The organism is Pseudomonas sp. GW456-12-1-14-TSB6, assembly GCF_059424205.1.
In genome coordinates this window covers 114,186-128,642 of sequence record NZ_JBWKZE010000002.1, presented here as the reverse complement: position 1 = coordinate 128,642, position 14,457 = coordinate 114,186, and the positions used below count along the sequence as shown (strand labels likewise).

At 61.8% G+C, this 14,457-nt stretch carries 14 protein-coding genes; 10 read left to right on the top strand and 4 right to left on the bottom strand.

From position 1 onward, the window contains the following. Positions 1-280: 280 nt before the first annotated feature. Complete coding sequence (locus tag AC07Y2_RS02120; RefSeq protein ID WP_103385391.1) at positions 281-1,336, bottom strand: threonine aldolase family protein; 1,056 nt, start codon at positions 1,334-1,336, stop codon at positions 281-283. Between the two features lie 127 nt (positions 1,337-1,463). On the opposite strand from AC07Y2_RS02120, the gene AC07Y2_RS02115 reads away from it, so the two are divergent. From AC07Y2_RS02115 to fdhA, 8 genes are all read left to right on the top strand, one after another. Then, on the top strand, positions 1,464-2,174 hold the full coding sequence (locus tag AC07Y2_RS02115) for a TraX family protein (RefSeq protein ID WP_103385392.1): 711 nt from the start codon (positions 1,464-1,466) through the stop codon (positions 2,172-2,174). 156 nt (positions 2,175-2,330) lie between these two features. Further along, positions 2,331-3,584, top strand: coding sequence for a serine hydroxymethyltransferase (gene glyA / locus AC07Y2_RS02110; protein WP_064599942.1), 1,254 nt, complete (start codon positions 2,331-2,333; stop codon positions 3,582-3,584). Positions 3,585-3,604: 20 nt separating this feature from the next. After that, entirely contained in the window at positions 3,605-4,855 is a 1,251-nt protein-coding gene (locus AC07Y2_RS02105) for a sarcosine oxidase subunit beta (RefSeq protein WP_003206307.1), read from the top strand. Between the two features lie 13 nt (positions 4,856-4,868). Continuing rightward, positions 4,869-5,198 (top strand): sarcosine oxidase subunit delta, encoded by a 330-nt coding sequence (locus tag AC07Y2_RS02100; protein ID WP_007959805.1) that lies wholly within the window; start codon positions 4,869-4,871, stop codon positions 5,196-5,198. Further along, positions 5,195-8,212, top strand: a complete 3,018-nt coding sequence (locus tag AC07Y2_RS02095) for a sarcosine oxidase subunit alpha (protein WP_074692149.1) — start codon at positions 5,195-5,197, stop codon at positions 8,210-8,212. The genes AC07Y2_RS02100 and AC07Y2_RS02095 overlap by 4 nt, the downstream gene beginning before the upstream one ends. A gap of 147 nt (positions 8,213-8,359) precedes the next feature. Next, positions 8,360-8,992: a sarcosine oxidase subunit gamma gene (locus AC07Y2_RS02090; protein WP_039768018.1), complete on the top strand. Its 633-nt coding sequence runs from the start codon at positions 8,360-8,362 to the stop codon at positions 8,990-8,992. A 13-nt stretch (positions 8,993-9,005) separates the two neighbouring features. Further along, positions 9,006-9,863: a formyltetrahydrofolate deformylase gene (purU, locus tag AC07Y2_RS02085; protein WP_007959808.1), complete on the top strand. Its 858-nt coding sequence runs from the start codon at positions 9,006-9,008 to the stop codon at positions 9,861-9,863. A gap of 130 nt (positions 9,864-9,993) precedes the next feature. Continuing rightward, on the top strand, positions 9,994-11,193 hold the full coding sequence (gene fdhA, locus AC07Y2_RS02080; RefSeq protein ID WP_011336270.1) for a formaldehyde dehydrogenase, glutathione-independent: 1,200 nt from the start codon (positions 9,994-9,996) through the stop codon (positions 11,191-11,193). An 80-nt stretch (positions 11,194-11,273) separates the two neighbouring features. On the opposite strand, the gene AC07Y2_RS02075 is transcribed toward fdhA, so the two are convergent. Together AC07Y2_RS02075 and AC07Y2_RS02070 are read right to left on the bottom strand one after the other, a co-directional pair. Then, a complete protein-coding gene (locus tag AC07Y2_RS02075) occupies positions 11,274-11,486 on the bottom strand; it encodes a cold-shock protein (RefSeq protein ID WP_039768019.1) in 213 nt (70 codons plus the stop codon). A gap of 76 nt (positions 11,487-11,562) precedes the next feature. Then, positions 11,563-11,748, bottom strand: a complete 186-nt coding sequence (locus AC07Y2_RS02070; protein WP_039768020.1) for a hypothetical protein — start codon at positions 11,746-11,748, stop codon at positions 11,563-11,565. Between the two features lie 322 nt (positions 11,749-12,070). Between AC07Y2_RS02070 and AC07Y2_RS02065 the strand changes: the two genes are divergently transcribed. Further along, a complete protein-coding gene (locus AC07Y2_RS02065) occupies positions 12,071-12,628 on the top strand; it encodes a DUF2780 domain-containing protein (protein ID WP_039768021.1) in 558 nt (185 codons plus the stop codon). A gap of 1 nt (position 12,629) precedes the next feature. Here AC07Y2_RS02065 and yihG read toward each other — a convergent pair whose 3' ends face one another. Then, the gene (gene yihG / locus AC07Y2_RS02060) at positions 12,630-13,517 is read right to left on the bottom strand and encodes a 1-acylglycerol-3-phosphate O-acyltransferase, YihG family (RefSeq protein ID WP_039768022.1); all 888 of its coding nucleotides are present in this window, start codon (positions 13,515-13,517) and stop codon (positions 12,630-12,632) included. Between the two features lie 265 nt (positions 13,518-13,782). On the opposite strand from yihG, the gene rloA2 reads away from it, so the two are divergent. After that, positions 13,783-14,286, top strand: a complete 504-nt coding sequence (rloA2, locus tag AC07Y2_RS02055; RefSeq protein WP_007959815.1) for a retropepsin-like aspartic peptidase RloA2 — start codon at positions 13,783-13,785, stop codon at positions 14,284-14,286. The last annotated feature ends 171 nt before the right edge of the window (positions 14,287-14,457 follow it).

Below are 14,457 nucleotides of genomic sequence, written 5' to 3'. Positions count from 1 at the left end.
CTGAGAGGAACGCGGAGCGTCCCCGGATGCACTCCGACGCAGACGGCTCGACGCCTCGACGGGGGGACGAGCAGAGTGGGGTGGTCGGAGTGATCGCGCTAGAGGCGAAGTCTGTAGCGGCGGTGGGAAAAGTCATCTGTAGCTTTTGATCGTTCCCACGCTCTGCGTGGGAATGCAGCCTTTGACGCTCCGCGTCATGACGGTGCCTGGCGTTACATCAGTGGTGGGGCAGGAACGCGGAGCGTTCCGGTATGCATTCCCACGCGGAGCGTGGGAACGATCAAGGAGGAGGAGAACAGGCCGACATGACTTCGCGGATGTCGCGCGCCAGTTCGCGTACGCGTTCTTCTTCGGTGTCCCACGAGCACATGAAGCGGGCGCCGCCCTTGCCGATGAAGGTGTAGAAGCGCCAGTTCCTGGCGGTCAGGGCGGCAATCGCCGGTTCCGAGAGCTGCAGGAACACGCCGTTGGCCTGGACCGGGAACATCAGTTCCACGCCCGGGATGTCGCTGACCAGTTCGGCCAGCAGTTGCGCGCAGTGGTTGGCGTGGCGGGCGTATTTGAGCCAGGCGTCGTTTTCCAGGATGCCGACCCACGGCGCCGACAGGAAGCGCATCTTCGACGCCAGTTGCCCGGCCTGTTTGCAGCGGTAGTCGAAGTCTTCGGCCAGTTTGTGGTTGAAGAACAGGATTGCCTCACCCACCGCCATGCCGTTTTTCGTGCCACCGAAGCACAGCACGTCGACGCCGGCCTTCCAGGTCAGGTCCGCCGGCGAGCAGCCGAGGAAGGCGCAGGCGTTGGAGAAACGCGCGCCGTCCATGTGCAGGTTCAGGCCCAGCTCCTTGCAGGTGTCGCTGATGGCGCGGACTTCTTCCGGGGTGTAGACGCTGCCGACTTCGGTGGCCTGGGTCAGGGTCACGACGCGCGGTTTCGGGTAGTGGATGTCCTGGCGCTTGAGGGCGACTTCGCGGATCGAGGCCGGGGTGATCTTGCCGTTTTCGGTGCCGGCGATCAGCAGTTTCGAACCGTTGGAGAAGAATTCCGGCGCGCCGCATTCGTCGGTTTCGACGTGGGCGGTTTCCGAGCAGATCACGCTGTGGTAACTCTGGCACAGCGACGACAGCGCGAGGGAGTTGGCGGCGGTGCCGTTGAAGGCGAAGAACACCTCGCAGTCGGTCTCGAACAGCTTGCGGAAATCATCCGAGGCGCGGGCTGTCCATTCATCGTCGCCATAGGCGCGCTGGTGGCCGTGGTTGGCCTGTTCCATGGCAGCCCAGGCTTCAGGGCAGATACCGGAATAGTTGTCGCTGGCGAATTGTTGGCTCTTGTCGGTCATGGCCGGCTTCCGTGGTCGGCGCGCTTGTGGCGCTCCGTTGGTCAATGATGGTGCGCACTTTACCGAAGATCATCCGGGGAGCACACGGGATGTCGCTGTCAGAACATTACAGGGATGCGAGCCGATTATGCACCTGAGCCGGCGCGACGGCGCACTCGATCTGCTCAAGTGGCTGGCGCTGCTGAGCATGCTGCTCGATCACTTGCGATATGTCGGGATCAGCGCCGATTGGCTGTATGTGCCGGGGCGGCTGGCGTTCCCCTGGTTCTGTCTGGCGATGGCGGCAAATCTGGCGCGGGACGGCGCGCGCAAGACCGAGTGGCGCTATCTGGGCTGGTTGCTGCTGTTCAGCCTGCTCAGCGAGATTCCCTACCGCTTGTACATTCCCGAGCCCGACACCTTGAACGTAATGCCCACCCTGGCGCTGGGCCTGCTGGTGGCGCGGGGCTGGCAGGATCGAGCGCTGATTTCGCGACTGCTGGGCGTCAGTGCTTTGCTGGTGGCCGCGTTGTTCCCGGAGCGACTGATGTTCGGTTTGTTCGGTGTCCTGCTGCCGCTGGCGATGTTGCTGGTGTTTCGCAAACCCTGGTATTTCAGCCTGCTGCCGGGGCTGGTGTGTCTGGCGGCGAATCAATGGCGGGTGCTCTACGAATCCGCGCAGTTCGGTAACCTGGTCGCCATCCTCGGGATTGCAATCTGCCTGATCGCGCCACTGCTCGGAGTGTTCCTGTTGCGACACGCCACTTGCCTCCACGCGCCACCCATGCGGCGCTGGGCTTATGCGCTCTATCCCGCGCATTTCGTGGTTCTTCTGGCCCTGCGCCAGCTGCTTGTTTGAGTCCGTCGTCTCTGCCATGTCGTAAACGCACCTTTGCGTGGCGTCCGTAGGCATTTGACCTCCCTGCGCCGGCCATACCATCGCATCAAAGGGCACTGGCTGAACGCCGTGCCTTACCGAGACGAATGGCGCACAGATGCCGCTGGGAGAGACGCGATGTTCAGCAAGCAAGACCAGATCCAGGGTTACGACGATGCACTGCTGGCGGCGATGAATGCCGAGGAGCAACGTCAGGAAGATCACATCGAGCTGATCGCGTCGGAGAACTACACCAGCAAACGCGTGATGCAAGCGCAAGGCAGCGGCCTGACCAACAAATACGCCGAAGGCTATCCGGGCAAGCGCTACTACGGTGGCTGCGAGCACGTCGACAAGGTCGAAGCGCTGGCCATCGAACGCGCCAAGCAACTGTTCGGCGCCGATTACGCCAACGTCCAGCCGCACTCCGGTTCCTCGGCCAACAGCGCCGTGTACCTGGCCCTGCTGCAAGCGGGCGACACCATTCTCGGCATGAGCCTGGCCCACGGCGGTCACCTGACCCACGGCGCCAAGGTCTCGTCCTCGGGCAAGCTGTACAACGCCGTGCAGTACGGCATCGACACCAAAACCGGCCTGATCGATTACGACGAAGTCGAGCGTCTGGCCGTCGAGTGCAAACCGAAAATGATCGTCGCCGGTTTCTCGGCCTACTCGAAAACCCTCGACTTCCCGCGCTTCCGTCAGATCGCCGACAAGGTCGGTGCGCTGCTGTTCGTCGATATGGCCCACGTCGCCGGTCTGGTGGCTGCCGGTCTGTACCCGAACCCGCTGCCGTACGCCGACGTGGTCACCACCACCACCCACAAGACCCTGCGCGGTCCGCGTGGCGGCCTGATCCTGGCCAAGTCCAACGAAGAAATCGAGAAGAAGCTCAACGCCGCAGTATTCCCCGGCGCCCAGGGCGGCCCGCTGATGCACGTCATCGCCGGCAAGGCCGTGTGCTTCAAGGAAGCGCTGGAGCCAGGCTTCAAGGCCTATCAGCAACAAGTGATCGACAACGCCCAGGCGATGGCGAGCGTATTTATCAAACGTGGCTACGATGTAGTGTCCGGCGGCACCGACAACCACCTGTTCCTGGTCAGCCTGATCCGTCAGGGCCTCACCGGTAAAGACGCCGACGCCGCCCTCGGTCGCGCGCACATCACCGTCAACAAGAACGCCGTACCGAACGACCCGCAGTCGCCGTTCGTCACCTCCGGCCTGCGCATCGGCACCCCGGCGGTGACCACTCGCGGCTTCAAGGTGACCCAGTGCGTGACGCTGGCCGGCTGGATCTGCGACATCCTCGACAACCTCGGCGATGCCGATGTCGAGGCCAACGTCGCCCAGCAGGTTTCGGCCCTGTGTGCTGACTTCCCGGTTTATCGCTGAGCGTTCTGGAGTACATGACTATGCAACGCTATTCGGGCTTCGGCCTCTTCAAACACTCCCTCAGCCACCACGAAAACTGGCAGCGCATGTGGCGCACGCCGACCCCGAAAAAGGTCTACGACGTGGTCATCGTCGGTGGCGGCGGGCACGGTCTGGCGACGGCCTACTATCTGGCCAAAGAGCACGGCATCACCAACGTGGCCGTGGTCGAGAAGGGCTGGCTGGGCGGCGGTAACACCGCGCGCAACACCACCATCGTTCGCTCCAACTACCTGTGGGACGAGTCGGCTCACCTGTACGAACACGCGATGAAACTGTGGGAAGGCCTGTCTCAGGACCTGAACTACAACGTGATGTTCTCCCAGCGCGGCGTCTACAACCTGTGCCACACCCTGCAGGACATCCGTGATTCCGAGCGTCGGGTCAGCGCCAACCGTCTCAACGGCGTCGACGGCGAACTGCTCAACGCCAAGCAGGTCGCGGACGAAATTCCGTACCTCGACTGCTCGAAAAACACCCGCTACCCGGTGATGGGCGCAACCGTTCAGCGTCGCGGTGGCGTGGCCCGTCACGATGCCGTGGCCTGGGGTTTTGCCCGTGCCGCCGACGCCTTGGGCGTGGATCTGATCCAGCAGACCGAAGTGATCGGTTTCCGCAAGGAAAACGGCGTGTGCATCGGCGTTGAAACCAACAAGGGCTTCATCGGCGCCAAACGCGTCGGTGTAGTCACCGCCGGTAACTCCGGGCACATGGCCAAGCTTGCCGGTTTCCGTCTGCCGATCGAATCCCACCCGCTGCAGGCGCTGGTGTCAGAGCCGATCAAACCGATCATCGACAGCGTGATCATGTCCAACGCCGTGCACGGTTACATCAGCCAGTCCGACAAGGGCGACCTGGTGATCGGCGCCGGTATCGACGGCTACAACGGCTACGGCCAGCGCGGTTCGTACCCGGTGATCGAGCACACCATCCAGGCCATCGTCGAGATGTTCCCGGTGCTGTCGCGAGTGCGCATGAACCGTCAGTGGGGCGGCATCGTCGACACCACGCCGGACGCCTGCCCGATCATTTCGAAAACCCCGGTACCGAACATGTTCTTCAACTGCGGTTGGGGCACCGGTGGCTTCAAGGCCACACCTGGCTCGGGCAACGTGTTTGCCGCAAGCCTGGCCAAGGGTGAAATGCACCCGCTGGCCGCACCTTTCTCCATCGACCGTTTCCACAACGGTGCGTTGATCGACGAACACGGCGCTGCGGCTGTCGCCCACTAACAGGAGAAATCCCATGTTGCATATCTTCTGTCCTCACTGCGGCGAACTGCGCTCCGAAGAGGAATTCCACGCATCCGGCCAGGCGCACATCCCGCGCCCTCTGGACCCTGCAAGCTGCACCGACGAGGAGTGGGGCGACTACATGTTCTTCCGCGACAACCCGCGCGGTCTGCACCACGAGTTGTGGGATCACGTCGCCGGTTGCCGCCAGTACTTCAACGTCACCCGCGACACCGTGACCTACGAGATTCTCGAAACCTACAAGATCGGCACCAAGCCGCAATTCACCGACAAGGCTGACACTGCGAAAACAGCCACGACGGCGCTGGGAGAGAAGGTATGAGCCAGACCAATCGCCTGTCCAACGGTGGACGGATCGACCGCAACAAAGTGCTGAGCTTCACCTTCAACGGCCAGACCTACAAAGGTTTTGAAGGCGACTCGCTGGCCGCAGCTCTGCTGGCCAACGGCGTCGACATCATTGGCCGCAGCTTCAAGTATTCACGTCCGCGCGGCATCTTCGCCGCCGGCGCCGAAGAGCCGAACGCGGTGCTGCAGATCGGTGCTACCGAAGCCACCCAGATCCCTAACGTGCGCGCCACGCAACAGGCGTTGTACCAAGGCCTGGTCGCCACCAGCACCAACGGCTGGCCGAGCGTCAACAACGACATGATGGGGATTCTCGGCAAGGTCGGCGGCAAGCTGATGCCGCCGGGTTTCTACTACAAAACCTTCATGTACCCGCAATCGTTCTGGATGACTTACGAGAAGTACATTCGCAAGGCTGCCGGCCTGGGCCGTTCGCCGACCGAAGTCGATCCGGACACCTACGACTACATGAACCAGCACTGCGACGTGCTGATCGTCGGCGCCGGCCCGGCCGGTCTGGCCGCTGCACTGGCGGCTGCGCGCAGCGGTGCGCGGGTGATCATCGCCGACGAGCAGGAAGAGTTCGGCGGCAGCCTGCTCGATTCCCGCGAAAGCCTCGACGGCAAACCGGCGATGGAATGGGTGGCCGGCGTCATCGCTGAATTGAAGAGCACTCCGGACGTGCTGCTGTTGCCGCGCGCCACGGTCAACGGCTACCACGACCACAACTTCCTGACCATTCACGAACGCCTCACCGATCACCTCGGTGACCGCGCGCCGATCGGCCAGGTGCGTCAGCGCATCCACCGCGTCCGCGCCAAACGTGTGGTGCTGGCGACCGGCGCTCACGAGCGTCCGCTGGTCTACGGCAACAACGACGTGCCGGGCAACATGCTCGCCGGTGCTGTGTCGACTTACGTGCGCCGTTACGGCGTGGCGCCGGGCAAAAAGCTGGTGCTCTCGACCAACAACGATCACGCCTATCGCGTGGCGCTGGACTGGCTCGACGCCAGCCTGCAGGTGGTCGCCATCGCCGACGCCCGCAGCAATCCGCGTGGTGCACTGGTTGAAGAGGCGCGCGCCAAAGGCATTCGTATCCTCACCGGCAGCGCCGTGATCGAGGCCCGTGGCAGCAAGCACGTGACCGCTGCCCGCGTGGCGGCGATCGATGTCAAAGGCCACAAGGTCACCAGCCCGGGCGAATGGCTCGACTGCGACCTGATCGCCAGCTCCGGCGGTTACAGCCCGGTGGTTCACCTGGCGTCGCACCTCGGCGGCAAGCCGATCTGGCGCGAAGACATCCTCGGCTTCGTACCGGGCGAAGCACCGCAGAAACGCGTGTGCGTCGGTGGCATCAATGGCGTCTACGGTCTTGGCGATTCGCTGGCTGACGGTTTTGAAGGCGGCGTGCGCGCTGCGTCCGAAGCCGGTTTCCAGGCCGTTGAAGCCGTGTTGCCGAAAGCCCTGAGCCGTCTCGAAGAACCAACCCTGGCGCTGTTCCAGGTGCCCCACGAGAAGGGCACTTCGCGGGCGCCGAAGCAATTCGTCGACCTGCAGAACGACGTGACCGCCGCCGCCATCGAACTGGCGACCCGCGAAGGTTTCGAGTCGGTCGAGCACGTCAAACGCTACACCGCGCTGGGCTTCGGCACCGATCAGGGCAAGCTCGGCAACGTCAACGGCCTGGCGATTGCCGCCCGTTCGCTGAACGTGACCATCCCGCAGATGGGCACCACAATGTTCCGTCCGAACTACACGCCGGTGACGTTTGGCGCGGTAGCTGGCCGTCACTGCGGGCACATCTTCGAACCTGTGCGTTACACCGCACTGCATCAATGGCACCTGAAAAACGGCGCCGAGTTCGAAGACGTCGGTCAGTGGAAACGTCCGTGGTACTTCCCGAAAAACGGCGAAGACATGCATGCCGCCGTCAAACGCGAATGCAAGGCTGTGCGCGATAGCGTCGGTCTGCTGGACGCTTCGACCCTGGGCAAGATTGACATCCAGGGCCCGGACGCCCGCGAGTTCCTCAACCGCGTGTACACCAACGCCTGGACCAAGCTCGACGTGGGCAAGGCCCGTTACGGCCTGATGTGCAAGGAAGACGGCATGGTCTTCGACGACGGGGTGACGGCGTGTCTGGCCGACAACCATTTCGTCATGACCACCACCACCGGCGGCGCGGCTCGCGTCCTGCAGTGGCTGGAGCTGTACCACCAGACCGAATGGCCGGACCTGAAGGTGTATTTCACCTCCGTCACCGACCACTGGGCGACCATGACCCTGTCCGGCCCGAACAGCCGCAAGCTGCTCAGCGCCGTGACCGACATCGACCTGGCCAACGAAGCGTTCCCGTTCATGACCTGGAAGGAAGGTCTGGTCGGCGGTGTGCCGGCGCGGGTGTTCCGTATCTCGTTCACCGGTGAGCTGTCGTACGAAGTCAACGTCCAGGCCGATTACGCGATGGGCGTGCTGGAAAAAATCGTCGAGGCGGGCAAGCAGTACAACCTGACCCCGTACGGCACCGAAACCATGCACGTGCTGCGGGCCGAGAAGGGCTTCATCATCGTCGGCCAGGACACCGACGGCTCGATGACCCCGGACGACCTGAACATGGGCTGGTGCGTCGGTCGCACCAAACCGTTCTCGTGGATCGGCCAGCGCGGCATGAACCGTGAAGACTGCGTGCGTGACCAGCGTAAGCAGCTGGTGGGCCTGAAGCCGATCGATCCGAACGTCTGGCTGCCGGAAGGTGCACAGCTGGTGTTCAACACCAAGCAGTCGATCCCGATGACCATGGTCGGCCACGTGACCTCCAGCTACGCGCACAACTCCCTCGGCTATTCGTTTGCCATGGGCGTGGTGAAGGGCGGTCTGAAGCGCATGGGCGAGCGGGTGTTCGCACCGCTGGCGGACGGCAGCGTGATCGAGGCGGAAATCGTTTCTTCGGTGTTCTTCGATCCGAAAGGCGATCGCCAGAACATTTGACACTGATCGTTCCCACGTCGAGGCGTCGAACCGTCTGCGTGGGAATGCATCCCGGGACGCTCCGCGTCCCAAGAGCGGACGCAGAGCGTCCATGGCGGCATTCCCACGCAGAGCGTGGGAACGATCAAACAAAAGAATAGGTGCTTTATGACCGCAGCCAACGTTTACCAACAACGCCCGACCACCGGGGCCAAGGCCGAGTCGTCGCTGCATCACGCCGACCTCGCCAGCCTGGTCGGCAAGGGCCGCAAGACCGCCGGTGTGACCGTGCGCGAAAAGAAACTCCTCGGCCATCTGACCATCCGCGGCGACGGCCACGATGCCGCGTTCGCCGCCGGTGTGCACAAGGCGCTGGGCATCGAGTTGCCGGGCGCCCTGAGCGTCATCGTCAAAGGTGAAACCAGCCTGCAATGGATGGGCCCGGATGAGTGGCTGCTGATCGTGCCGAGCGGTGAAGAGTTCGCCGCCGAGCAGAAACTGCGCGAAGCGCTGGGCGATCTGCACATCGCAATCGTCAATGTCAGCGGCGGCCAGCAGATTCTCGAACTGAGCGGCCCGAACGTGCGTCAGGTGCTGATGAAATCCACCAGCTACGACGTGCACCCGAACAACTTCCCGGTCGGCAAGGCTGTCGGCACGGTGTTCGCCAAGTCGCAGTTGATGATTCGCCATACCGCCGAAGACACCTGGGAACTGCTGATCCGTCGCAGCTTCTCGGATTACTGGTGGTTGTGGTTGCAGGATGCGTCCGCCGAATACGGCCTCAGCGTTCAGGCCTGATCAGGAGAAAACGATGAGCCGCGCCCCGGATACATGGATTCTGACCGCCGACTGCCCCAGCGTTCTCGGCACCGTGGACGCGGTGACGCGTTTTCTGTTCGAGCAGGGTTGCTACGTGACCGAGCACCATTCGTTCGATGACCGGCTCTCGGGCCGTTTCTTCATTCGGGTGGAGTTCCGTCAGCCCGACGGTTTTGACGAGCAATCCTTCCGCGCCGGCCTCGCCGAACGCGGTCAGGCGTTCGGCATGATCTTCGAGCTGACCGCGCCGAACTACCGGCCAAAAGTGGTGATCATGGTCTCCAAGGCCGATCACTGCCTTAACGATTTGCTCTACCGCCAGCGCATCGGCCAGTTGTCGATGGACGTGGCGGCGGTGGTGTCGAATCACCCGGACCTCAAGCCGCTGGCCGACTGGCACCAGATTCCCTACTACCATTTTCCCCTCGACCCCAACGACAAACCGGCCCAGGAGCGGCAGGTGTGGCAGGTGATCGAAGAGGCCGGCGCTGAACTGGTGATCCTCGCCCGCTACATGCAGGTGCTGTCGCCGGAGCTGTGCCGCAAGCTCGATGGCAAGGCGATCAACATTCACCACTCGCTGCTGCCGGGCTTCAAGGGCGCCAAACCGTATCACCAGGCCTACAACAAGGGCGTGAAGCTGGTGGGCGCAACCGCGCACTACATCAACAATGACCTCGACGAGGGGCCGATCATCGCCCAGGGCGTCGAGGCGGTGGATCACAGTCATTACCCCGAAGACCTTATCGCCAAGGGCCGCGACATCGAAGGCCTGACCCTGGCCCGGGCTGTTGGGTATCACATTGAAAGAAGGGTTTTTTTGAACGCCAATCGCACGGTCGTTCTCTAGGCCGCTATCGCTGGCTTGCCAGCGATGAGGCCATAACAGGCAACACAAGAATCAGCATCTGTACCCGAGCACTTAACGCACTGCCTGCCTGGGCGGCGCGGTTCCATAAAAACAACAGCGAGGTGAAAGCATGTCTGGCAATCGTGGTGTGGTGTATCTCGGCGCTGGCAAGGTCGAAGTACAGAAAATCGACTATCCGAAAATGCAGGATCCGCGCGGCAGGAAGATCGAGCACGGTGTCATCCTGCGTGTGGTTTCAACCAACATCTGCGGCTCCGACCAGCACATGGTGCGCGGCCGTACCACCGCTCAGGTCGGTCTGGTGCTGGGACACGAGATCACCGGTGAAGTGATCGAGAAGGGCAGCGACGTCGAAAGCCTGAAAATCGGCGACCTGGTCTCCGTTCCGTTCAACGTGGCTTGCGGGCGCTGCCGTTCCTGCAAGGAGCAACACACCGGCGTCTGCCTGACCGTCAACCCGGCCCGTGCCGGGGGTGCCTACGGTTACGTCGACATGGGCGACTGGACCGGCGGCCAGGCCGAGTATGTGCTGGTGCCGTACGCCGACTTCAACCTGCTGAAACTGCCGGACCGCGACAAGGCCATGGAGAAAATCCGTGACCTGACCTGCCTCTCCGACATTTTGCCGACCGGTTACCACGGCGCCGTTACCGCTGGCGTCGGTCCGGGCAGCACCGTTTACATTGCCGGCGCTGGCCCGGTCGGTCTGGCCGCTGCCGCCTCCGCCCGTTTGCTCGGCGCTGCGGTGGTGATCGTCGGCGACGTCAACACCATCCGCCTGGCCCACGCCAAGGCTCAGGGTTTCGAAATCGTCGACCTGTCGAAAGACACCCCGCTGCACGAACAGATCGCCGCGCTGCTGGGCGAGCCTGAAGTGGATTGCGCAGTGGACTGCGTCGGTTTCGAAGCCCGTGGTCATGGGCACGACGGCGTCAAATCCGAAGCCCCGGCCACCGTGCTCAACTCGCTGATGGGCGTGGTGCGCGTCGCCGGCAAGATCGGTATCCCGGGCCTGTACGTGACCGAGGATCCGGGTGCCGTGGACGCTGCCGCGAAAATGGGCAGCCTGAGCATCCGTTTCGGCCTCGGCTGGGCCAAATCCCACAGCTTCCACACCGGCCAGACCCCGGTGATGAAGTACAACCGCCAGCTGATGCAGGCGATCATGTGGGACCGCATCAACATCGCCGAAGTGGTGGGCGTGCAAGTCATCAGCCTCGACCAGGCGCCGGAAGGTTACGGCGAGTTCGATGCCGGCGTGCCGAAGAAGTTTGTGATTGATCCGCACAAGTTGTTCAGTGCGGCGTAATTAGATCCAAATGAAAAACGGCGCTCTTGAGCGCCGTTTTTTGTCGGAAACGAGTTGAGCTGGTCTTTGTGGCGAGGTTTCTACTCGGGTCGCACCTGTGCGGCCTGCATTCCTTTTTGCCCTGGTTCGGCTACATAACTTACGGTCTGCCCTTCCTTCAAACTTTTGAAACCGTCTGTTTCTATTGCCTTGAAATGAACAAAAAGATCAGGCCCCCCATCTTTCGGGGTGATGAAACCAAATCCTTTCTCGTCGTTGAACCACTTGACTGTACCTTGAGCTCTGTTTGACATTTTGATGCTTCCCGCTTCGATTGAGTTTGTAAACCTACGGAATTGCAAACTTGCGCAGTCTTCTCAGGAGACGTCCTTAATCCTGAGCCAGTCTGATGTCGACTGCATAAAACTGGCCGTTATCACCACGCACAAGGTCATAAGTCACCTTCTGCCCCGCTTTGATATGTTTGATGATCGGATCGTCCGGGTTGATGCAGAAGATGATCGGCGGCATATCCGGGTCAAGCAGTTCATTGCGCGGTACGCATTGCTTTTCCATTACCGTATCTCCTATTCAAATGGCTGACGCCTGCCCCTCGCTGTTTCCGGATCATTGATGCAAATCCACGGTAATCCAGTTCCGATGGCACGGTAACTGTCATATCTGACAGGTAAAGAAATCCATTCGGCATCAACGCCCGACTTTTTATGAAGGTCAGAAATAACGGAGCGGTCCTTTGGCTGAAAGCGCGTCACGCTTCCTTCACAAACAGGATGTGAATATCCAGTCGCACGCCGGAACATGCTGCCGCCTACCCGGTCAAACCGGCAGTTTGATCGCCTGTATCCGGGCGGTCTTCACGCCACAAGAGGATGTCTGAATGAAGATTTCACGCGGTTTTGCCCTGGCATCGCTCCTGACCCTGGCGGCAGGGCCGGTGTTTGCCGGTTTCAGTTTGAATGATGTGGCCGGCGTGGTATCGGGCATGCAGGGCGGTGACAAGGCTGCGACGGCCGCGCCGACCTCGGAAACCGCTGGCTTGTTGAGTGCGCTGAGCGCACTGGACCTCACGCCACAACAAGCGGTGGGTGGCACCAGTGCCATGTTGGGCCTGGCGAAGAACCAATTGAGCAGCACCGATTATTCCGAACTGGCCAAGGAAGTACCGGGTATCGACCAGTTGTCGGGTGGCGCTGGCAGTCTGGCGGCGTTGAGCGGTCTGCTCGGCTCGTCGGGCAAGTCCGCCGGGCTGGAAAATGCGCTGGGCAACGTCAAGGACACCAATGACCTGAACAACGCCTTCGGTGCGTTGGGCATGGACAGCGGGATGGTCGGCCAGTTTGCCCCGATCCTCCTGCAATATCTCGGTCAACAGGGTGTCGGCGGTTCGCTGCTGCAAAGCTTGGGCAGCATCTGGGGCACCGGCACCAACGGTTGATTCAGCGGCGCTCGACCTTGAGTTCGGCGATGCGCTGATCCTTGAGAGTCCAGAGCTGGTTGACCCAGTTCTGGACCTTCTCGCGAAACACCGGATCATTTTCGTAATCGCCCTGCCACAGGGCCGGATCCAGCTCGCGGGTCTGGATGTCGATGATCACGCGCGGCACGTTGCCGCTGATCAGGTCCCAGAACCCCGGAATCTTCTGCTGTGGATAAACCACGGTCACATCGAGAATCGCGTCCAGCTGTTCGCCCATCGCCGCCAGTACGAACGCCACGCCGCCGGCTTTGGGCTTGAGCAGGTGGCTGAACGGTGATTGCTGCTGAGTGCTTTTGGCGGCGGTGTAACGCGTGCCTTCCAGATAATTCACCACCGTCACCGGCTGACGCTTGAACAGTTCGCACGCCGCTTTGGTGATTTCCAGATCCTTGCCGGCCAGCTCGGGGTTCTTCGCTAGGAACGCCTTGGTGTAGCGCTTCATGAACGGGTAATCCAGCGCCCACCAGGCCAGGCCCAGGAAGGGCACCCAGATCAGCTCTTTCTTGAGGAAGAACTTGAAGAACGGCGTGCGTCGGTTGAGGGTCTGGATCAGCGCCGGGATATCGACCCAGGACTGATGGTTGCTGATCACCAGGTAGGAAGTGTCGCTGCGCAGGTCTTCGCCGCCGCGAATGTCCCATTGCGTGGGGATGCACAGGCGGAAGATCAGCTTGTCGATTTCCGCCCAGGTTTCGGCGATCCACATCACCGCCCACGAGGCATAGTCGCGAAAGCGCCCGGGCAGGATCAGCTTGAGCACGGCGAACACCATCAGCGGGCCGAACAATACCAGGGTGTTGGACAACAGCAGCAGGGTGACGAAACAGCCGGTGAGCAGGCGGCGCATAAGCAACTCTTGGAAAACGGATGGGCGCGCCATGATAAGTGGCTTCGGCCGGCAGGCCAAATCCGCCGGTGACGAATGTTTCACCTGTGGCGCGTTAGTCTGATCGTTCCCACGCTCTGCGTGGGAACGCCGCCGGGGACGCTCTGCGTCCCTGTGACGCGGAGCGTCACCTGATGCATTCCCACGCGGAGCGTGGGAACGATCAAGTAAACAACGGTCTAAAATCTCGCGTCTGACGCCCCCATTTCCCAAGGAAGCCCCTTACGTGAAATCCCTCCTTGCACTGCTTTCCCTCGTCGCCCTGCCGGTGCTCGCCGCCGAACCGACCCTGTACGGTCGTTACGAATACATCGCGCTGCCGGAAATCGGCGGCGAAGTGCTCAAGGCCAAGATGGACACCGGCGCACTGACCGCCTCGCTGTCGGCCAAGGACATCGAGACGTTCAAACGCGACGGCGAAGACTGGGTGCGTTTCCGTCTGGCCACCAAGGACGCCAGCAACAAGGTGTACGAACACAAGGTCGCGCGGATCAGCAAGATCAAGAGTCGCTCGGATGAAGAAGACGAGGGCGAAAGCACCGAAGTCGCCAAGCGCCCGGTGGTCGATCTGGAGCTGTGCCTGGGCGATGTCAAGCGTACCGTGGAGGTCAACCTGACCGACCGCAGCAACTTCAACTACCCGTTGCTGATCGGTGCCAAGGCCTTGCGCGAGTTCGGCGCGGCGGTGAACCCGGCACGACGCTTCACCGCTGACAAACCTGATTGCTGATCGAGCGTCGTGTCTCGCAAATGCTGTTCCTTTTTGACGGTGTCTGTTGCCGTCATGCTGCGTTGCCGCTCCTCGCCATAGCGGGCTATGACTCGTCGCGGCGCCTTGCCTGACGACAACAGCCACTCGTCAAAAAAGGAACGCATTTGTGAGACGCGACGCTGGTGGTCT

Coding starts and splice junctions, on each gene's coding strand:
- fdhA (WP_011336270.1), top strand. CDS start 9,994: ATGTCTGGCAATCGTGGTGTGGTGTATCTCGGCGCTGGCAAGGTCGAA.
- AC07Y2_RS02115 (WP_103385392.1), top strand. CDS start 1,464: ATGCACCTGAGCCGGCGCGACGGCGCACTCGATCTGCTCAAGTGGCTG.
- AC07Y2_RS02090 (WP_039768018.1), top strand. CDS start 8,360: ATGACCGCAGCCAACGTTTACCAACAACGCCCGACCACCGGGGCCAAG.
- AC07Y2_RS02065 (WP_039768021.1), top strand. CDS start 12,071: ATGAAGATTTCACGCGGTTTTGCCCTGGCATCGCTCCTGACCCTGGCG.
- purU (WP_007959808.1), top strand. CDS start 9,006: ATGAGCCGCGCCCCGGATACATGGATTCTGACCGCCGACTGCCCCAGC.
- AC07Y2_RS02100 (WP_007959805.1), top strand. CDS start 4,869: ATGTTGCATATCTTCTGTCCTCACTGCGGCGAACTGCGCTCCGAAGAG.
- glyA (WP_064599942.1), top strand. CDS start 2,331: ATGTTCAGCAAGCAAGACCAGATCCAGGGTTACGACGATGCACTGCTG.
- AC07Y2_RS02105 (WP_003206307.1), top strand. CDS start 3,605: ATGCAACGCTATTCGGGCTTCGGCCTCTTCAAACACTCCCTCAGCCAC.
- AC07Y2_RS02075 (WP_039768019.1), bottom strand. CDS start 11,486: ATGTCAAACAGAGCTCAAGGTACAGTCAAGTGGTTCAACGACGAGAAA.
- yihG (WP_039768022.1), bottom strand. CDS start 13,517: ATGCGCCGCCTGCTCACCGGCTGTTTCGTCACCCTGCTGCTGTTGTCC.
- AC07Y2_RS02095 (WP_074692149.1), top strand. CDS start 5,195: ATGAGCCAGACCAATCGCCTGTCCAACGGTGGACGGATCGACCGCAAC.
- AC07Y2_RS02070 (WP_039768020.1), bottom strand. CDS start 11,748: ATGGAAAAGCAATGCGTACCGCGCAATGAACTGCTTGACCCGGATATG.
- AC07Y2_RS02120 (WP_103385391.1), bottom strand. CDS start 1,336: ATGACCGACAAGAGCCAACAATTCGCCAGCGACAACTATTCCGGTATC.